This is a genomic window from Paraburkholderia sp., assembly GCF_034668105.1.
Lineage (GTDB): Bacteria > Pseudomonadota > Gammaproteobacteria > Burkholderiales > Burkholderiaceae > Paraburkholderia.
On the sequence record NZ_JAXDPY010000066.1, the window covers coordinates 1 to 18,555 of the forward strand.

An 18,555-nucleotide genomic window follows, 5' to 3' on the forward strand; every position below is an offset into this window, starting at 1 on the left:
TCAATCTGGTCTGTTGTGCATTCTTTATGTGGTGCGTGTGGTGCGTGTGGTGCGCCGCGTTGCCTCCTGGGGGCGCTCAGTCGAAACAGCACGCGGCAACCGGCTTGCGCGCGATGAAGTGAAACCACCACGTGTCGCTGCTTTCCACGTCGTCGGCAATGCGGTTGCCCTCGCAACTACCGAACACCGCGCTGCTCTGAAAACCGATCTGCGCGAGTTGACGGCGCTGCTCACGCAGCGTCGTGTAGACGATCACAATGCCGAAGTTGTGCGCCGCCGCCGTCTTCACCGCGTAGCCGCCGTAGTCGTGATTCAGCTTCGCGTTGCGCATGTAGTTCAACATGCCGAGCTGAAGGCGCCGCATCGAGCGCAGCGTGCGCCAGCCGAGCCTGAGCGGATTGAAGCTGAACTGCGGCAGCAATTGCCAGATGTTCTCGCGGTAGCCGGGGCCGCCGCGGTTGTGCGATGAAAACAGCACATAACCGCCGGGCCGCACCAGCCGGTACATCTCGCTGAGAACCTTCGCGCGATCGTCGTAGTCCACGCAGTCGATGCCGTTCCAGCTGAACTGCGCCAGCCCAAAATGTCCCGACGGCAACGTCGACATGTCGCGCGCATCCATATGCCGCAAGTCGAGCGCCGGATAGCGCGATTGCGCGATCTCCAGCAGTTTCAGCGTGTAATCGACGCCGGTGTAGTCGCTCGAGATCGACGTCATCAGCGGGATCGTGCGTCCCGTGCCCACGCCGATATCGAGCAACGGCTCACCGGCGCAGCGCGGCGCGAGCCACTCGAACGCGGCCTGCTCGCCTGGGTCCGAGTAGGTTTTTTCGAGCGTGAAGACGCGCGTGGCATCGGGTGAATTCCATGCCATACGATTGATGCGGTCCAACTCGGATTGACTGTTCATCGCCTTGTTCCATCAAAGGGGAAGCGCGCCGGAACAACCCAACGCGGACATTACGCTTCTCCTGATAGACGAAGCGCGCGCACTCGTTTTAGAAGCCACTGCATCGGGCGCGCATGCCGCCAGTCGAGCCGCGTGCGCAACGGGCGGCCGGCAGCCAACGACTCGGGCTGACGGGTCTCGTCGAACGTGCGGTGGAAAAATTCCTCGAACGACGACATCACGTTTTCTTGCGCTCGTGACGAGAGAATCGCGTGATCGGTGCGCTCGTGGAAGACCACGTCGATCCGTCCATAGCGCCGCAGCCGCCCACCCCGCGCACCGAAGTAACGTTCGAGCTCCTCGACGCCTTCATCGAGCACGCCGTACACGAGACGCGTATCGACGCCTCGCGCATGCAGCGCGGTGAAGAGGCGCCGCACGTCCTTCGGCCCCAGTTGAACGCCGCTGATGCGTTCGATCCGGTCGGCGAGCGTCGCGCCGAATCGCGCCGCGAAACGCCCCGCCAGCTCGCGCGCGACCGGCAGGCCGCCCGACTGCCCCCGCATGACGCGCAGCCATTTGCGCGGCTGACACATCGAGCGCAGATAGGTGCGCGTCGAACCGAATGTCGCGACGGGGACGGCCGGCTTGCCGTGTTCATCACAGATGTTGTGCCACGTGAACTTCTGCAGATTGACCAGCACGGCGCCGATCACCGCCGGTTCACGCGACGCCGCATGGAGGCCGACGAAGGCGCCCGCGCAGATGCCGAGCAGCACCGCGCCGCGATGTCCCTGCGCCGTCAGCCAACGCGCCGCGCACGCGGCGTCGTCGGCCCCTGCCTGCGCATACAACGCATCGAGACTCAACGTATCCAGCGACGGCTGGCTGTCGCCCAGGCCGCCGAGATCGACTCGCAGCGACGCAATCCCTTGCCGCGCGAGTCGCCGGGCAAAGCGTACGCCGAGCCGCGCGTTGCCGATCCGCGACACGGCGCCGGTATTCACCAACAGCGCGGCCGGCGCGACCGCAGTGTGTGATGCGGGCACGCAATAGATGCCGAACATCCGGCCGCCTTCGAGCCACACCGGCGTTTCGATCACGCCGGGCTCGACGAGGTGGCCGGCGGTGTGATCGACTGGGTGGTCGACTGCGTGATCGACTGCCTGATCAACAACGTGATCCGCCATGTGCTCAGCATGTGGCGCGGCGTGGGCATGAGCGTGAGCGTCACCGTCCGCAGCCTGATGCTCACGCGTGTCCGGTTGTCCGGCAGCACATGCCAGCCAATCCTCGATCGACTGAAACGCCACCTGCGGAATCTCGCTATCGAGCGACTCCATCATGAACTTGCCGTATTCGTCGAACGACTGCCGTTCCACTTGCATACCTTGTTCACGATAGTGAGCAACGAGCGCATCGACCCGCGCGGGGTCCAGCGAATCGAGCACCAGCACACGTTTGGCCGGCCGCGCGGCATCGCGCCGCAGATCGACTGCGCGCAAGCTCTCCAGCGTGTCGGCATAGAGGCGAAAACCGTACGCTTCGACGAATGCATCGGTATCGGGCTCGGCTTCGCAGTCCATCGCGGCCGGCATCAACAACCACTTGCGGTAGTGCGCGCGCAACTCGCGCTGATAATTCTTGCCCGATAAAACCGGTGCCAGCAGCACCAGCCCATCCACGCCGCCGAGTTCCTGAGCGGCCAACGCAGCAAGCATGCCGCCAAGCCGCAGCCCGCACAACGTCACGCGTTCGACACCGGTCGTTTCACGCAGCAGCGCCACCGCCTGCTTGATGCTGTCGATCCACGCGCGCCAGCAGCCGGGTTCGCTCGCCTCTCCCGCCGCATCGCCGGTGCCGGCGTAGTCGAACCGCAGTACCGGCATGCCGCGCGCGGCGAGCCGTTCGGCCAGCCGCCGCATGCCGCGATACGTGCACAGTGCGTCGTACCCGAATGGGGCACACAGCACCACGCCACTCGACCCTGTTGCCGGGTGCAACCATCCGAACCGGCCATCGAACAGTACTGGCCTCACACTAAGCTCCTCACTGGGACAACTCCGCTTTCGATCACTACAACAAACGCCGCGGGGTTCATCTGTACGCCCTGCCACATTAGCTCGGACTCCGACACTTATGCGGTGTGACGGCCCTCACGCCATGACGGGCGACTCGCGTCGAGTCGACGCACCGTTCAATTGCCGTGCGGCGTGCGTAACGCAAAGGTCGACCGGGTAGCGAGCAGCACGTGATAGAAAAAGCGCGCCCGCAGCCGCTCGCGCATCGGGTAGTGCCGCGACAACAGCACACGCCAGGCGGCGGCCGCTTCACCGGCGCGCGCATAAGCCGAGGCGGCGCGCGGCGCAACGCGGCGCAGCGCGTCGTCGCGCGCGGCCTGCGCGGCGGCGGGCACGCTGCTCGCGCGCAATTGCGCGAACGCATGCATGGCCGGCAACGCGTGGCTCGATATCGACAGCGCGGTCTCGCGCGACACCGACACGAACTCATCGACGAAACAGATCGCGACGGCGTCGACACTGAGCCGCAAGCCGAAATCGAAATCGCAGGCTTCACCGACTTCAGCGGCCGCACGATACGCAATCCGGCGCGCGGCCAGGGTATCCACCAGATAGCCGTTGTTCGGGAACATCTGGTCGATGCCCGCCAGCGCCGGCACCGGCAACCGGCCGGCGCGTTCAGGCACACGCAGATAATCGTGATTCAGACGTTCGGTGGCTTGCGGGCGCGGCGTGCCGTCGTCGGCGATGACGCGCTGTTTGCCGAACGCGGCGGTCAACTCGGGATGCGCGTGCCAGCATGCGTCGAGACAGCTCAGCGCGTTCGGCTCGAGCAGATCGTCGTCGTGCAGCAGCACGAGCCGGGCGCCCTGGGCGCGCGCGAACAGGCGGTTCACGTTCGCCGCCTGCCCTAGCCGCGGTATATTGCGTTCATAGCGTATCGGGATGGGCCGCGTGCCGCGCAAGCGGCAACGCTCCACCACCTCACGCGCGCTGTCGTCGCTCGAGTCGTCACTGATTACGATTTCAAATTCGCCGTACGTCTGCGCATGACAGCTGTCGATGGCCTGTTCGAGCAACGCAGGCCGATTGCAGGTCGGAATGCAAATGGAGATCAGACGCGCGGCTGCCCCACTGCCGCGTTTGAGGCCGGCCCCGTTCGTGGTCTGAATCATGGGTGCTCCGAAAACCTTAACGGATTTCATTTGACCCTGCCGGAGCGCGAATATCTGTACGGCCACCCACACATGCGCCAACGGCGAAGGCGCAATATCAAGGCTGACGGGAAAACGGCGTCATTGTTTCAAACGCGCTGCTGGGTGCGGCGACGCACCGACAGCATTCATGATCGACTCCATCATCGAATGACTTCACCCGCCGGATAGCGCACCATGGAAAGAAGTATCGTCAAGAACATCTTCATCAATTTTGCGGGAGCCATTGCTCCGACCTTCGTCTCCCTCGTCACCGTGCCCGCCTATATTCACCTGATGGGCGTCGAGCGCTACGGGGTCATCAATCTGGTGTGGACGCTCATCGGCTATTTCAGCGTGCTCGATCTCGGCACGAGTCTCGCCACTGAAAATCAGATCTCCAAGGCACGCGCCGCCAACGACGACTCGATCGAGCTCATCTTCTGGAGCGCGTGGTTCATGAATCTGGGCACCGGCATCGTGGGCGGACTGCTGGTGTACCTCGGCACGTTTCTCTACATCACGCACGGCGTGAAGATCGAGCCCGCCTTTCAGCGCGAAGTCATGGCGAGCCTGCCGTGGATCGCGGTGGCCGTGCCGATCGCGAACGTCTCGTGGGTGTTTGCCGGCGCCATCAACGGGGTGGAACGCTTCACCAGCTTCAATATCAACCAGACGCTGGGCACCGCGCTATTCCAGTTGCTGCCGCTCGCGGCGATCTTCTGCTTTTCGCCCTCGCTCGCAGTGGTGATTCCGGCCGCGGTGGTGGCGCGTCTGCTGGCCGGCCTGCTGCTCGGCGCAGCGGCATTTCGCGCGATCGGCGTTCGTCGCGTGCGGATGCCGCAGTGGCACGTGATGGCCGAACTCTTTCGCTACGGGCGCTGGATGCTGATGTTCTCGGGCGCCAACATGATTGCGTCGACCCTCGACCGGGTGCTGGTGGGCGCGCTGCTCGGCGCGCGCTTCGTCACCTACTATGCGACCCCGCAGAACCTCATCACGCGTCTGAACCTGTTGCCGATCGCGATGGTGCGCACGCTGTTCCCGCGCCTGTCCGCCGTTTCTCGTGCCGACGCCGACGCGCTGGCGCACAGCTCCCTCGCTTTTCTGAACGGGGCCTTCACGCCGTGCGTGATCGTCGCGCTGTTCGCGCTCAAGCCGTTTCTGACGGTATGGCTCGGGCCGACGGTCGCAGCAGCGGCTCCTGTAGCCAGCGTACTCGTGCTGGGTGTGTGGCTGAGCGGCCAATCAGGCATTCTGGGGATTCTGATTCAGGCGCAGACCAATCCCGCTTATGTCGCGGGCGTGAGCTGGCTCCAGCTGCCGGTGTTCGCCGGCGCGCTGTGGTGCGGGATTCACTGGTTCGGGATCATGGGCGCGGGTGTCGTCGTCGTGATGAAGTCGCTGTTCGACTACGCGATGCTGCTGTTTTTCGCGCGGCTGCATGTCTGGACCATCGTGCGCAATATGCTGGCTCACCTCGCGTTCCTGGTCGTCGCGCTGGTGCTTGCCGACTCGATCACCGTGTTGCCGACGTTGATCGCCGTGGCGCTTGTCATGGCGGCGGCGAATCTGGGGATGTCGCTGCATGGGTCCAGCGAGCTTAGGGGTGTCGTGTATAAGCTGTGGACGCGGCTGACGCTGTCGGTAAGTTAGTCGGACGGTAGAAGCGGGTCTGACTTCAGGCCCGCTTGACCGCTTTGCTTTACTTCTTCGCTTTACCTCTTCGCTTTACCTCTTCGCTTAACCTCTTTGCTTTACCTCTTCGCTTTACCTCTTCGCTTTACTTCCCCTTCCCGCACTCACCACGTCGTCTTCTGCGAAATCGCATCCGGCACAGCAATTTCAGGCGTAGCCAGACCGGCCGTGGCGACGGTGGCAAAGCGGCGCGGCTGGCGGCTCGCGAGCGCGCGCTCATAGACCGACAAATAATCGTCGCTCACCCGTTGCACATTGAATCGCTCGCAGTTCCTCCGCGAACGCGCCATCAGCATCGCACGGGCAACCCGATCGGTCAGCAGCATGCCAAGGGCCTCCGCCAGTTCGACCGGATTCGCGGGCGGCACCAGCAAGCCGGCTTCGCCGTCATCGAGCATCTCCGGAATGCCGCCCACCCGAGTCCCGACAATCGCGCGTCCGGTCTCGCGGGCCTCGCACAACACCAGCGCCCCCGACTCGGTATGCGAAGGCAGCGTGAAAACATCGGCCTGAGCAAGATAGCCCCGCGGATCGGCGACGAAGCCCGTAAAGTGCGCATGTTCCGCCACCCCGAGTTGCTGGGCCAACGCTTCCATTGCGGCGCGATCGGGTCCATCGCCGACCAGATAAAGCACCGCGTCGGGCACACGCTTGCGCAGCAGCGCGAAAGCGTGCAGCAAATCGCCGATGCCCTTGCGTTCGTACATGCCCGCCACCGTGACAACGCAGGGGTGAGCCAACCGCGGTTCATCGGGAACTGGCGTATGGGCAAGGCGCGGCGTGCCGATCGTTCCGTTTCCGATCACGCCAAGGCGTGCCCGTGGTATGCCGCGTCGCGCCATCGCGACCGCCACCGCTTCGCTCACCGCCACGACGCGGTCGCCCACGCGCATCAGCGGCGCGCTTTTCTGGAATTCGTTGTGCACGGTGGTGACGAGCACGAAACGCCGCCGCAAGGAACTGAAGCGCGCGATCAGCGCACCGGTGATCATGTGCGCGTGCACGACGTCAGGGTCGATCTCCGCGATCAGCCGGTTGAAGCCCGCCGCCATGGCAGGCAAGCGCGAAGGCCGCGGCGATTGCGCGAGCAACACGTGACGCACGCCCTCGCGCGCCAGCAACGCTTCGTGTCCGCCGCCCGCCGACGCCACCGTCACGTCGTGGCCGGCGCGCGCCTGCATGCAGGCAAGGTCGACCATCATATTGACGATGCCGTTGCCGACGTTCTGCGCATGATTGGCGAGGTGAATGATTTTCATGGTGTCTGTGCGGTATCCGTTGAGTGAGGCGCGGCAAGCGCGAGGGGCGCCATCGGTGGCGTGAAGCGATACATGAGTGCTTTGCCGTGTGCGTCTTCCTCGACCAGCACGAGGTATTCGCCCGAGGCGAGGCGGTGGGCGGTCAGCGGCATCGGCACGTCGATCCAGCCGCTGGTCGAGCCGACTTCCTTGCCCGGTTCGAGCCGGCCGACATCGCGCCCGGTGGCGCGCTCGTAGACGCGCACGATCGCGCTGCGGGTTTCGATCGCGAAGACGTAGTCGCCCGCCACCGCGAAGCCGCTGATCGACGACCAGTCGGGCGCGCCGCGATCGGGCAAGCCGATGAGGTAGCGCAGCACCGGCTTGCCGCTCTTCCAGTGGTCGTAGCGGGCCAGTTGCGAACCCGCGCTATTCCAGTTGTCCTGAACGAAGGGATGCGCCGGTGTCGAACCGGAGACGAACATCGTGTCGTCGGCGGGAAAGTAGTTCAGCCGCGCGATCCGGTTGAACGGCGCGGGCGGTGGATACTCGCGCATCGCGCTGTAGCGGTAGACCGGGTTGCCGACGCGGTCGAAGCCTTGTAACGGAAACGCGCGGATTCCCTGCGAGTCGGTGCCTTGCCAGATATCGCCGCGGCTGTCGACCCACCACGCACGCATTGGCGGTGCGTCGGTGCTGCCGGTGTTCTGGTCGAATGCACTGGCGGCGAAGTCGCCCTTGCCGGTCAGGTCGCGCCAGATCCATTCGCCTTGCGCGGGCTGGTTGGGTGGCCACGCGCCGTCGATGTGCGAGCGCGCGAAGAGACCCGAAGGAATCGCCGTCTCGCGATCGGCGGTGAAGCGGTAGATGCGCAGAAACGACGAATACATGTCCGTCGTATAGAGCAGCCGGTGTCCCTGAACGTCGCGCACGAGCGGCATGCCGCGCTGGCCGCCCAGGTACAGATGGAAGTACGGATCGTACGGATAGCGGAAACGGTCGGCGGTGTAACCGGCGTACGACCACTCCTCGCCGGCCGGGCGCGTGAGGTCGAGCGTGAAGCGCTTGCTGCCGCTATAGACCGAAGGCGGCTCGCCGTCGACGAACTGCGCTCCATCGACGAATAACAGCCCTTGCAGGCTGAAGCGCTGCGCACCGTCGGGCGTATAACTCTCGATCAGCGCACCGTCGTAGGTGCTCGCGCCCGTGCCGATCGGACGCGGTCCCGCGCCGTTCATCGACACATAAAGGTTGCCCGCGCGGTCCACGCCGACGCCGGTCAAGCCATTGAAGCGCCGTGGCCCGGGCGCACCGGCGCGGCCCGCATAAATGCCGCCCGCTTCGCCGAAACTCCCGGAGAGCGCCATGCCCGAGCCCGGCGCCGCGACGCCGGACGCCGCCACGTCAGCCGGATTCGGCGTGAAAATCAGGATCTGCTGGCGCGCGCCGTTGTCGGCGATCAGCAGCCGTCCGCGTGTATCGACGGTCAGATCCGCGGGCACGACGCCTCGCGGCAACGCAAGCTCGCCCAGACGCGCGCCATTGCGCGCGCGATGAACCACGCGCTCAGCGCCGCCGGTGCGGCTGTTCTCGACGATCCACAGCGAACCATCGGGTGCAAGCGCCATGCGGCCCGGTTCGTGAACCGGAAAACTGCCGACCGCCTGCATGGTTTGCGCGTCGAAGATCTGCACGCGGTTGTCGTGCGGATTCGACACGAAGAGCCGCGTCTCGTCCGCGGCGAGGCCACGGATCGCGTAATCGTCCTTGCTCGAAAAACTCGACACCAGCAGAAACGCCACGCGGCGGCTGCCCGCCAGATTCACCTGACCGGCAAACGGCACGCCATCGCGGATATCGGCGCGGCTGCGGCGCGCCACGCCGGTCCACTGTTCGCCCTCGCGCGGCATGCGCCGATGTTGGGTCATCTCGTTGCCGAGACTGACGACCGTTTGCGCGACGAACACGTATTCGTCGTTCACGGCGATCGCGTCGCCGCCCATCATGCCCCAGCCGTGCGAATCGCCGCCGTGGCGAACCAGTTGACCGTTACGGTACTGGCCGATCTCGCCGCCGCCTTCGTCCCAGGGCGCGTTCGTGAAGACGTCGCCCTCCGGCGTGACAGCGAGCGCCTGCACGTCGATCTGCATCCAGCGATGATCCGCGTAGCCCCACGTGTTGCCGATCCACGACGTGCGGTACGCCAGCGACGGATGCGCGGCGACGGCCTGCGCTTCGGCGGCGGGCTTGCTCGTCGAGGCCACGAAGTTCGCGCCCGCTCCGGCGCCGCTCGTTTGCGCGGGCCCAGGCGTGGTGCCGCCGCCCGGTCCGCTCGCCGCGATCAGCACGAGCACCGGCAGCGCCAGCGCGGCGGCACAGACGAGCCGTTCGAAGGTTGTGCGTGCAATGCGTCGCATGGTCTGTCTGCGTCAGAACGCGTCGATCGCTTCGCGGTAGATTTGCGCGACCTGCGCGGCCACTACCGGCCGGTCGAAATGCTGCCGGGCATACGCGCGGCACGCCTGCGAGTCCGGCACCGCGCGCCGGCCAAGCAGCACGTCGGCAATGCCGTCGCCGATCGCGTTGAAGCCGCCCGAGGGCAACACCAGTCCGGCGGATAGCGGCGCGACCGCTTCCGGCAGACCGCCTACCGGCGTGACCAGCACGGGGGTGCCGGCGGCGAGCGATTCGATCGTCGTGAGCCCGAAACCTTCGAGCGACACCGTCGGCACCACCGACAGATCGGCGGCGCGATACCAGAGCGGCACCGTGTCGTCGGCCACGTAGCCGGCGAGCCGCACATGATGCTCGAGCCCACGCGCGACGATCCGCGCCTGCAATTGCGCCGCCAGCGGCCCCTTGCCGGCGATCATCAGGAGTACGTCTGGCAGCACGGGCTTGACGACGGAGATCGCATCGATCAGGTCCTCGAGTCCCATGCGCGACACCAGCCGCCGCATGCAAAACACCAGCGGCCGGTCCAGCGGCAAACCGAGCCGCTCGCGAGCGCGCCGCTGCGTCACGCAGGTGTCGAATTGCGCGACGTCGACGCAGCCGGGCACGATCCGGATGCGCTCGTCACGCACGCCATAGGTCTCGCGCAGAATCTTCCTGAACGCCTGCGAGAGCACGATATGACGCGTGCCGCCCTGATAGACGAAACGCTCGAGCGCGAGCCGCATCGCGCGCGACCAGCCGCCACCGCCGCCCGGATAGGATTCCGCCGCCCATGGCCCGTGAAAATGCACGACCTTCGGCACGCTTCTGAAGAGGCCCGCGGTGGGCGCCGCATAGAGCGCGAAATGCGTGGCGACGACGTCGGGCATCCGCGCCGCCCGCAGCGCACGCGACTGCCTGCGCGAGCCCCACAGACGCGCCCCGAGCGGCGCCTGCGCGCCGGCGAACGCCAGCACGCTGCCCCCCGATGCGTCGAACACGCCGGGCGTGCCCGCCACCATCCCGCGGACATTGACGCCCTGCGCCGGCAGCGTATCGACCAACGCCTTGAACATGCGGTCGAGCCCGCCTGGCCGTTCGTTGAACCAGTGCATGCCGATTTGCAGCGAATCGATCGGCGCGCTCATAGCTCCGCCGATGCAGTCGCACAGCCCGCCGGCAACGATTGCGCCGTGCGCCGCGCGTGCACCTGCTCATAGACCGATAGATAGCGCTCCCCCATGGCCTGCCAGCTCAAGGTCCGGGCGACTTCGCGCGCCGCCTGTCCGAGGCGGCGTGCGTAGGCGCGATCGCTCGCGAGATGTTCGATCGCCGCGGCGAGCGCGGCCTGATCGTTGGGATCGTCGAGCACGATGCCGCTTCTGGAAGTGATCACTTCAGCGCCGCCGGCGGTCCGCACGGTAATGACCGGCAATCCCGCGGCCAGCGCTTCGAGCAGCACCAGACCCATCGGTTCGTAGCGCGACGGAAACACAAACGCATCGACCGAACGCATCAGCGCGGGCATGTCCTTCACCAGGTCGGTGAAGTGGACTCGCCCCGTCAACCCGAGCGAGGCCACCAGCGCCGGATAGGGACTGTTGTGCAGAATCCCCGCGACCGCCAGATGCACGTCGGCCGAGGTGTGTACGAGCGCGTGCAGCACCGTGTCGAGATTCTTGCGCGACATGCGCAAGTCGCCGGCGAACAGCAGCATGAAGGGCGCCGACGGCAGACCGAAGCGGGCCCGCTCGGACGCACCCGGCGCGAACTCGTTCACATCGACGCCGTTGTGAATCACTTGCAGCCGCGCCGCCCCGGCGCCCAGCGCGCGCACTTCGGCGGCGACCGTATGCGACACCGGCACGATGACCTCCGCATGCCGGAAGGCCCATTTCTCGCAGCCGATATTGAGCAGCGTGTAGAGGACCTGATACGCATCGTAGACCCCGCGCAACAGGCGGAACGGATAGAAGCCGCAGCGATACCAGCCGTTGTGAACGAAATGCGCCGCATTGACGTCGGCGCGCGCCCACGCGATGAAACCGTTCACGTGAATCACATCGAACGCTTGACGATGCGCACGAATCCACGCGCCGCAGCGCCATGCGAACAGCTGATACTGAACGAGTCTGGTCGGCAGCCGGCTTTCAGCGATCCGCACGAAGCGCACACCCGGGTGCCGCACCAGTTCGGGGGCCGCCTCGGCGGCGAGCAGCGTCACCGAATGACCCGCCGCGAGTGCTGCCAGCACGATCTCGTAGTTGACGCGTCCTTGCCCATCGTTCTTGCGCACGACATGGGTGACGATCAAAATCCGCATCCTGTTGTCCTTCCTTTGGGTATCTTTCACTGTCGTGCCCGGGTTGCGGCGACAGGACTGTGGCGTTCACGCGCGTAGCGCAGCGAGATCACCGGCAGCGTCACGCCGATAAAGAAAAACATCCCCGACACAGCGGTCAATGTGTTGATGAAAATCATCATCGAAAAAATCGCCACGGCCACGCCGACGCCGGAGATCGCCAGCAAGTCGGTTGCGTGCCGACGGCTCGCCCGCCAGGCGCGCCACAGCAGCATGACGATGCCGGCGGTGTAGAGCAGCGTGCCGGGCCACCCCATCACGTAGGGCACTTCCATCAGGCCGCTGTCGAAATTGAGCATCGCCTGCGCGCCCCTGTCGTCGGACAGCTTGCTGCCGAGGCCGGTCGTGCCCAGTCCCTGGCCGGCGATATCCGTGAGCGCCGACGACATGAACGATTTGTAGAACTCGGCGCGCGCCTGATAGCTGTCGTCCTGACCGAGGTTCTGGATCGTGCTCAAGCGCTGCATCACCGGTTCGGCGACCTGATCGATCATCATCAGCGGCGCGGCCACCACGGCCAGCGCCAGCACGCCGGCCAGCAGCCGCGCCCGGCTTTTGCCGTCGAGCATCGCGAACGAGTACAACAGCGCGATCGCGAAACCGCCCCACGTGCTGCGCGCGCCGGTGAGCAGCAGCACGGGAATCCCCACGCAGCCGAGCAGGATGCGTGCTTTACCGCGCGCGGCGAGCGACATCAGCAGAATCGTCATCAGCGTGACCGCGAACGGGCCGCATGAATTCATCGTGCTGCTCACGCGCATGCCGAACGGCACCGGCTGCCCCTCGGAGAGCATCTTCGAAGAGATCAGCCAGAACGCGTCCCACGGCATCGGCGAGATGAACTCGATCAGGCCGTACACACTCATCAGGAGTCCGCCATAAACGAAGGTCTTCAGCAGAACCCGGTGATAGGCGGGGTAATGACGCCACGTGACGGTGAGGTAAAACGCCACCATCACGGGATACAGCCAGTTGATCAGCGTAAATGTCGCCGCCGCCGGACCCACCTGCGCCATGCCGACCACGAAGGCATAGAGCAGCGCGATCACGATCAGCACCAGCGGCGCCGCGCGGCGTTGCCCGAACAGGCTGACGTGCTTGAGCAAAGTCAAGCCAGTAAGCGCGACGGCAAGCAGCGTCGCCACCATGATCGGGCTTTGCTGATTGAACGAACCGTTGACGAAGTCCGCGAGACGCCGCACTTCCGGCGTCAGAAAAAACAGCCAGCAAACGAAGCCGATGTAGTGCGCGGGCGAGCGCCAATACAGCACCAACGCCACGCCGAACGCACCGAGCGGAAAGAAATATTCGACCAGCCTGCCCTGATGCAGCAGGATCAAGCCCAGCGTCGCGGCAAACAGCAGCAACGGCAACAGGAGCGGGTAACGCAAGCCTTTAGTTCGCGGGCGCGCTGCCCGGGAAGGCGCGACCGGCATCCCGGGCGCGAACGCCCCGCCCGGAACCGCACGCGGTTTGCCCGGCGATGTCGAGAGTCGAACCTGAGTGGACGGTGTAATCAACACTCGCGCCATCACAGAAGCTCGAACGTGTTGACTTGCGCCACGCCATCGCGCTCGCGGCGCCGCATGCCGAAGAGCGTCGGGTTGCCGCGCACCTGGCGCGTCAGGCCGATGAACGGCACGCCATGTTCGAGATACGGCCCTTCGGTCTTGCGAAAGCCGAATTGCTCATAGAAGTCGCGCAAGCCGAGCGGTGCGCTCACCCGCGCGGCGTGTCCCGGCCAATGCTCCGCGATCGCCTGCAGCACCCGTTCGAGCAACATCTCAGCCGTGCCGTCGCCGCGCCGCAGTGGGCTCGTCAGCACTTTGTCGATGGTGATTTCCGGATCTTCGGCGTCGCCGGGTTGCAGGCGCGCATAGGCCAGGATCGGCATGGGCCGCGCGACGTCCTCGACCGCGAAGACGTGCAGCGCACTCTCGTCGCGGCCATCGGCATCAAGACAGACATGCGATTGCTCGACTACGAAGACGGCGCTGCGCGCGCGCAAGATCAGGTACAACTCACGCGCCGAGAGCTGTTCGAATTCCAGCGTTTTCCAGTTCATCACGTTCCCCAGCGTAAATAAGTTCAGCGAGCGCGGCAACGCTCACCGCCCTCGATGGCCTGGCTCGACACGCCGGCCTGTTGTCATGGCTACACGGTACGTCCGCGAAACGCGTGTTTCCGTGCGCCATCGCACTGACGCTGGGCTTTGACAATTCTTAAATACACAGCGTCGGGACATGGTGTAGCGAGGAGCCGCCAAAACGGCTTCAGGGCACCGTGAAAGCGCGGCACGCATGCGCGCCGAACCGCCGCGAGACGCACGCGCTGACCCCGCGCCGCGACAAACACCAAAAACGAAGACTTCTGTTCGTTTTACGTCAGCAACCTTCAAGAGACCGTTGACCACCAAGGGGGCAACTCAAGATGAAAACCGCACTGCGCCGCATCCTTTCCGAATCAGCCCGTCTCGACGTCTCGCCGGACACTCTGGCCGACGACGCCGACCTCTACGCCGCGGGCTTGTCCTCGCTCGCGACCGTGCATCTGATGCTCGCCATCGAAGATGAATTCGGCATTGAAATTCCGGACCGCATGCTCACGCGCCGGCTGTTCTCGAGCATCGATTCAATGGCCGCCGCAGTCGTCGAATTGCAACAGGCGAAGGCGGCAGCATGAACGCCCCGCTGCTGGACACTGCCGCGATGGCGGCGCCGCTCGCCGAGGCTGCCGCGGAGCAAACCGCCGCGGGCGTCGCGCTGAGCGCGGTGGAAACCGAACCCGGCTGGCGCGCCGCGGCGCAACGCTGCGCGGCTGTCGCCACGCAGTTCGCCGATGCGGTGGACCGCGAAGCGCGCTTTCCCCGCGAAGCCTTCGACGCGCTCAAGCGCGAACGTTTGTTGTCGGCGCTGGTGCCGGCCGCCTTCGGCGGCGCGGGGCTTTCGCTCGCGGATGTCGCCACGATCTGCGAAACGCTCGCGCAAGGCTGTGCCTCCACCGCGATGGTGTACGCGATGCATCAGATTCAGGTGGCCTGCATCGAGGCATACGGCAGCGAGTCGGCGTGGCACCGGCAGTTGCTCGGGCAGCTGGTTGAACATCAATGGCTGCTGGCTTCGGCGACGTCTGAAGAGACCATCGGCGGCAATATGCGCACGAGCGCCTGCTCGGTCGAACTCGACGCACTCGACGGTGAGCCCGGTACGCAGCGCTTTCGGATCGAAAAGCTCGCGCCGACGATTTCCTACGGCGCGCATGCCGACGGCATTCTGGTCACCGCGCGCCGCACCGCTGAATCGGCCGCGGCCGATCAGGTGCTGATCGTGGCGCTGCGGGAAGCCACGCAACTGGAAAAGCGCGGCGGCTGGGATTCGATGGGTATGCGCGGCACCTGCAGCGAGGGCTTCCGGCTCGTCGCGACGGGTCTGGCCGAGCAGATCCTGCCGACGCCCTTCGCCGAGATCGCCGATCAGACCATGCTGCCGGTCTCGCACACGCTGTGGGCCGCGGTATGGACCGGCGTGGCCGGCGACGCGGTGAATCGCGCGAAAGCCTTCTTCCGCGCCCAGGCCCGCTCGAAACCCGGTGCGATTCCGCCGGCCGGCTTGCGCCTCGCCGAGGCGGTCGGCCTGCTGCAGATGATGCAGGCGCGTCTGTCGGTCGCGCTCGACGCGGCCCGCACCGCGCATCACGCGAAACACGGCGGCTGCCAGGCCGATGCGCCGCTGTCGGCGTTGCTCGGCTTCGCCTCCGACATGAATACGCTGAAGACCAGCATCTCGACCACCGCCCTGCAAGTCGTGCAGGAAGTGCTGATGATCTGCGGCATGGCGGGTTACAAGAACGGCACGGAATACAGCGTGGGACGACATCTGCGCGACCTGTACTCCGCACCGCTGATGATCAACAACGACCGCATTGCGCAGAACACCGCGAGCCTGTTGCTCGCGCAGCGTCCTGCCGCCCCGGGGAGAGCCTGACATGAACACGATGACCGATACCGCCGCACTGGCCGCTGCAACGGCTGCCGCCGCTCAGGAAACCGCCGCGCCGGGTTTCCGCGATGAACTGCTGGCAGCGGGCCTCCTGATCGATACCGGCGAAAACGGCCTGTACGGCCGCAGCCAGATTTTCGAAGACGTGGTGGAGCGTCTGAACGTGGCGATCACGCATCTGGGTGCGGACCAGCAGCCGGAAGTGCTGCGCTTTCCGCCGGCCATGCGTCGCACCGATTTCGAAGACAGCGAATATCTGAAGAGCTTTCCGAATCTGGCCGGCACGATCCACTCGTTCTGCGGCAACGATATGGGCCACCAGCGCCTGTTGCGCGCGCTCGACGACGCGATGACCGAGAGCGACGACGAGCGCAGCGACGAATGGATGGCGCAACAGAAGCCGACCCGCGTGGTGCTCACACCCGCGGCCTGCTATCCGATCTATCCGGTGATGGCGCGGCGTGGTCCGTTGCCCGCCGACGGCCGCACGGTCGACGTGCTGTCGTACTGCTTTCGCCACGAACCCTCGCTCGATCCGGGCCGCATGCAGATGTTCCGGCAGCGCGAATACGTGCGCCTCGGGAGTGCCGACCAGGTGATGGCGTTCAGGCAGATGTGGATCGAACGCGGCTCGCTGTTGATCACGCTGCTGCAACTGCCGGTGGAAGTGGATCTCGCCAACGATCCGTTCTTCGGCCGCGGCGGCAAGATCGTCGCCGATAGTCAGCGGGCGCAGGCGCTCAAGTTCGAACTGCTGATTCCAGTGGCCGACCCGCGCGGCAAGACGGCGTGCCTGTCGTTCAACTATCACATGGAGCACTTCGGCGCGATCTGGAAGATCGCCTGCGAAGACGGCGCGGTGGCGCATACGGGTTGCGTCGGCTTCGGCATGGAGCGCATCACGCTCGCGCTGTTCCGCCATCATGGGCTCGATGTCAACACGTGGCCGGACGATGTGCGCGCGCTGTTGTGGGGCGACACCGCGGCGCGCGTGGCGCAGGGCATGCAGACCATGCAACCGGCTGCCGCGATCGCCGCGGAGAGCGCTGCAAAGAGCGCTGGAGAGAGCGCATGAATCCATCCCTGATCCCCGTGCCGAAGGGCGTGCAATCCGCCTTCGCGTTGCCGCGCAGGCTCGACCCGCCGGCTCAAGGCAGTGTGGCCGCGCCCACGGCGGCGCTGCGCCAGCACGCGCCGCATGCGTTGCATCAGGGCGAGCGCGTGTGGCAGGAGACTAACTGCTACGTCGACCTGTGGATCGAACTGCTGCACGGCTTCGGGCTCGATCCGCGCGCGGCGCTCGGCTTCACCGTTACGCAGGACTTCGAAGGCGATCAGTTCACCTTCTTCAAGTTCCCGCTCGAAGACCTCGAACGGCTTTACGGCACCCAGGTGCAGGAACTGGCGATCTACGACTCGCTCGAAGCCCGCGTGCTCGCGCAAACCTCGCGCGGCCACACGGTGCTGGTCGAAGTGGACGGCTATTACCTGCCGAATACGCGTGCCACGTCGTATCGGCGCGAGCATCCGAAGACCACCGTGGGCATCGACTTCATCGATCCGCCCGCGCGGCGCCTCGGCTATTTCCACAACACCGGCTATCACGTGCTCGACGCAGAAGACTACGACGGCGTGTTTCGCAAGCTGCCGCAATTCGCGCAGCAGCCCGACCTGCTGTTTCCGTATGTCGAATTCGCCAAGCAGTCGCGGCCCGCGCTGGAAGGCACCGCGCTCGCCGAAGCATCGGCGGAACTGTTGTGCGCGCATCTGGCGCGACGGCCGCTGACCAATCCGATCTCGCAGTGGCGTGCCGCGTTTCCCGCGCATCTGGACACGTTGCTCGAACGCGGCGAGGCGTTCTTCCATCCGTACTCGTTCAACCTGATGCGGCAGCTCGGCGCGAACTTCGAATTTCTCTCGAAGTATCTGCTGTGGCTCTCCGCGCAAGGCTTCGAGATGCCGGCGTCGATTCCGGCGGCGGCACAGCGGATCGCGTCGGAGTCGATGGTGATGCAGTTCCGGCTCGTGCGGGCCATTGCACGCGGACGCCGCGATGCGTGTGAAGATTGTTTCGACGTGCTTGAAAGCGCCTACGAAAATACGCTGCCTCCGCTTGCCGCGCTTGTACTGTGACGAGCTCGTTTCGAGCTTCAGGAAAACGCCGTGGATGCGCTGACGACTGACCTGGTATCGGCTGAAAGCGGGCCGCTTGCGCCCGCTGCCTCGCCGAAGGCCCTATCTCAAGACCTGTGGCCACAACAGCTCGACGCCGGCTGGCAGTGTGTCAGCACGCCCGCCGGCGCATGCGCATCACCCGCCGATCTGCCCGCCGAGGGCTGGCTCGCCGCGCAAGTCCCCGGCACGGTGGCAAGCGCGCGGCGTGCCGCGGGTATCTTCGACATTGCGAATCCCCCGCCGCTCGCCTTCGATGACCACTGGTACCGGCTCACGCTGACAGGCACCGGCAAACGCCGCTTGCGTTTCCATGGTCTCGCCACGCTCGCTGAAGTCTGGCTCGACGGCATCAAGCGTCTGGAGTCGGATTCGATGTTCGTCGCGCACGATCTCGACATCGAACTGCACGGCAGCGCCACGCTCGCACTGTGCTTTCGCTCACTGACACCCGCGCTGGCGGCAAAACGTTCACGCGCCCGCTGGCGGCCGCGGCTCGTTACACCGTCCACCTTGCGCAACGTGCGCACGACCCTGCTCGGCCATAT

15 protein-coding genes are annotated in these 18,555 nt (G+C 65.5%); 6 read left to right on the plus strand and 9 right to left on the minus strand.

The features are described 5' to 3' along the window. Positions 1 to 76: 76 nt before the first annotated feature. The 3 genes from QOC89_RS03355 to QOC89_RS03365 form a co-directional block, all read right to left on the minus strand. Complete coding sequence (locus QOC89_RS03355; protein WP_323043726.1) at positions 77 to 910, minus strand: class I SAM-dependent methyltransferase; 834 nt, start codon at positions 908 to 910, stop codon at positions 77 to 79. Between the two features lie 50 nt (positions 911 to 960). Beyond that, positions 961 to 2,928 carry a serine aminopeptidase domain-containing protein gene (locus QOC89_RS03360; RefSeq protein ID WP_323043727.1) on the minus strand — a complete coding sequence of 656 codons (1,968 nt, stop codon included), beginning with the start codon at positions 2,926 to 2,928 and terminating at the stop codon, positions 961 to 963. A gap of 158 nt (positions 2,929 to 3,086) precedes the next feature. Then, positions 3,087 to 4,085 (minus strand): glycosyltransferase family 2 protein, encoded by a 999-nt coding sequence (locus tag QOC89_RS03365; protein ID WP_323043728.1) that lies wholly within the window; start codon positions 4,083 to 4,085, stop codon positions 3,087 to 3,089. Between the two features lie 216 nt (positions 4,086 to 4,301). Between QOC89_RS03365 and QOC89_RS03370 the strand changes: the two genes are divergently transcribed. Beyond that, positions 4,302 to 5,759 carry an oligosaccharide flippase family protein gene (locus QOC89_RS03370; protein WP_323043729.1) on the plus strand — a complete coding sequence of 486 codons (1,458 nt, stop codon included), beginning with the start codon at positions 4,302 to 4,304 and terminating at the stop codon, positions 5,757 to 5,759. Between the two features lie 146 nt (positions 5,760 to 5,905). Here QOC89_RS03370 and QOC89_RS03375 read toward each other — a convergent pair whose 3' ends face one another. The 6 genes from QOC89_RS03375 to QOC89_RS03400 are packed head-to-tail and all read right to left on the minus strand — an operon-like array spanning position 5,906 to position 13,902. Further along, positions 5,906 to 7,060: a glycosyltransferase family 4 protein gene (locus QOC89_RS03375; RefSeq protein WP_323043730.1), complete on the minus strand. Its 1,155-nt coding sequence runs from the start codon at positions 7,058 to 7,060 to the stop codon at positions 5,906 to 5,908. Continuing rightward, positions 7,057 to 9,456 carry a hypothetical protein gene (locus QOC89_RS03380; RefSeq protein WP_323043731.1) on the minus strand — a complete coding sequence of 800 codons (2,400 nt, stop codon included), beginning with the start codon at positions 9,454 to 9,456 and terminating at the stop codon, positions 7,057 to 7,059. The genes QOC89_RS03375 and QOC89_RS03380 overlap by 4 nt, the downstream gene beginning before the upstream one ends. Positions 9,457 to 9,468: 12 nt before the next feature. Then, positions 9,469 to 10,623, minus strand: coding sequence for a glycosyltransferase family 4 protein (locus tag QOC89_RS03385; protein WP_323043732.1), 1,155 nt, complete (start codon positions 10,621 to 10,623; stop codon positions 9,469 to 9,471). Continuing rightward, a complete protein-coding gene (locus QOC89_RS03390) occupies positions 10,620 to 11,798 on the minus strand; it encodes a glycosyltransferase family 4 protein (protein WP_323043733.1) in 1,179 nt (392 codons plus the stop codon). Before QOC89_RS03390 ends, QOC89_RS03385 begins: the two co-directional genes overlap by 4 nt. A gap of 26 nt (positions 11,799 to 11,824) precedes the next feature. Then, the gene (locus QOC89_RS03395; RefSeq protein WP_416340337.1) at positions 11,825 to 13,369 is read right to left on the minus strand and encodes an O-antigen ligase family protein; all 1,545 of its coding nucleotides are present in this window, start codon (positions 13,367 to 13,369) and stop codon (positions 11,825 to 11,827) included. Continuing rightward, positions 13,369 to 13,902, minus strand: coding sequence for a GNAT family N-acetyltransferase (locus QOC89_RS03400; protein ID WP_323043735.1), 534 nt, complete (start codon positions 13,900 to 13,902; stop codon positions 13,369 to 13,371). The genes QOC89_RS03395 and QOC89_RS03400 overlap by 1 nt, the downstream gene beginning before the upstream one ends. Positions 13,903 to 14,267: 365 nt before the next feature. Here QOC89_RS03400 and QOC89_RS03405 point away from each other — a divergent pair, with 365 nt between their 5' ends. The 5 genes from QOC89_RS03405 to QOC89_RS03425 all read left to right on the plus strand — a co-directional run. Beyond that, on the plus strand, positions 14,268 to 14,519 hold the full coding sequence (locus QOC89_RS03405) for an acyl carrier protein (RefSeq protein WP_179731268.1): 252 nt from the start codon (positions 14,268 to 14,270) through the stop codon (positions 14,517 to 14,519). Then, positions 14,516 to 15,820: an acyl-CoA dehydrogenase family protein gene (locus tag QOC89_RS03410; protein ID WP_323043736.1), complete on the plus strand. Its 1,305-nt coding sequence runs from the start codon at positions 14,516 to 14,518 to the stop codon at positions 15,818 to 15,820. Before QOC89_RS03405 ends, QOC89_RS03410 begins: the two co-directional genes overlap by 4 nt. A 1-nt stretch (position 15,821) precedes the next feature. Next, on the plus strand, positions 15,822 to 16,910 hold the full coding sequence (locus QOC89_RS03415) for an amino acid--[acyl-carrier-protein] ligase (protein ID WP_323043737.1): 1,089 nt from the start codon (positions 15,822 to 15,824) through the stop codon (positions 16,908 to 16,910). Then, the gene (locus QOC89_RS03420; RefSeq protein WP_323043738.1) at positions 16,907 to 17,968 is read left to right on the plus strand and encodes a DUF1839 family protein; all 1,062 of its coding nucleotides are present in this window, start codon (positions 16,907 to 16,909) and stop codon (positions 17,966 to 17,968) included. The genes QOC89_RS03415 and QOC89_RS03420 overlap by 4 nt, the downstream gene beginning before the upstream one ends. Before the next feature lie 30 nt (positions 17,969 to 17,998). Further along, positions 17,999 to 18,555, plus strand: a 557-nt coding sequence (locus QOC89_RS03425; RefSeq protein ID WP_416340338.1) for a glycosyl hydrolase 2 galactose-binding domain-containing protein, incomplete at its 3' end; no start/stop codon positions are given.

Excerpts from the sequence above, each read along its gene's own strand:
- QOC89_RS03355 (WP_323043726.1), bottom strand. The coding sequence starts at position 910 with ATGAACAGTCAATCCGAGTTGGACCGCATCAATCGTATGGCATGGAAT.
- QOC89_RS03365 (WP_323043728.1), bottom strand. The coding sequence starts at position 4,085 with ATGATTCAGACCACGAACGGGGCCGGCCTCAAACGCGGCAGTGGGGCA.
- QOC89_RS03370 (WP_323043729.1), top strand. The coding sequence starts at position 4,302 with ATGGAAAGAAGTATCGTCAAGAACATCTTCATCAATTTTGCGGGAGCC.
- QOC89_RS03375 (WP_323043730.1), bottom strand. The coding sequence starts at position 7,060 with ATGAAAATCATTCACCTCGCCAATCATGCGCAGAACGTCGGCAACGGC.
- QOC89_RS03380 (WP_323043731.1), bottom strand. The coding sequence starts at position 9,456 with ATGCGACGCATTGCACGCACAACCTTCGAACGGCTCGTCTGTGCCGCC.
- QOC89_RS03385 (WP_323043732.1), bottom strand. The coding sequence starts at position 10,623 with ATGAGCGCGCCGATCGATTCGCTGCAAATCGGCATGCACTGGTTCAAC.
- QOC89_RS03390 (WP_323043733.1), bottom strand. The coding sequence starts at position 11,798 with ATGCGGATTTTGATCGTCACCCATGTCGTGCGCAAGAACGATGGGCAA.
- QOC89_RS03395 (WP_416340337.1), bottom strand. The coding sequence starts at position 13,369 with ATGGCGCGAGTGTTGATTACACCGTCCACTCAGGTTCGACTCTCGACA.
- QOC89_RS03400 (WP_323043735.1), bottom strand. The coding sequence starts at position 13,902 with ATGAACTGGAAAACGCTGGAATTCGAACAGCTCTCGGCGCGTGAGTTG.
- QOC89_RS03405 (WP_179731268.1), top strand. The coding sequence starts at position 14,268 with ATGAAAACCGCACTGCGCCGCATCCTTTCCGAATCAGCCCGTCTCGAC.
- QOC89_RS03410 (WP_323043736.1), top strand. The coding sequence starts at position 14,516 with ATGAACGCCCCGCTGCTGGACACTGCCGCGATGGCGGCGCCGCTCGCC.
- QOC89_RS03415 (WP_323043737.1), top strand. The coding sequence starts at position 15,822 with ATGAACACGATGACCGATACCGCCGCACTGGCCGCTGCAACGGCTGCC.
- QOC89_RS03420 (WP_323043738.1), top strand. The coding sequence starts at position 16,907 with ATGAATCCATCCCTGATCCCCGTGCCGAAGGGCGTGCAATCCGCCTTC.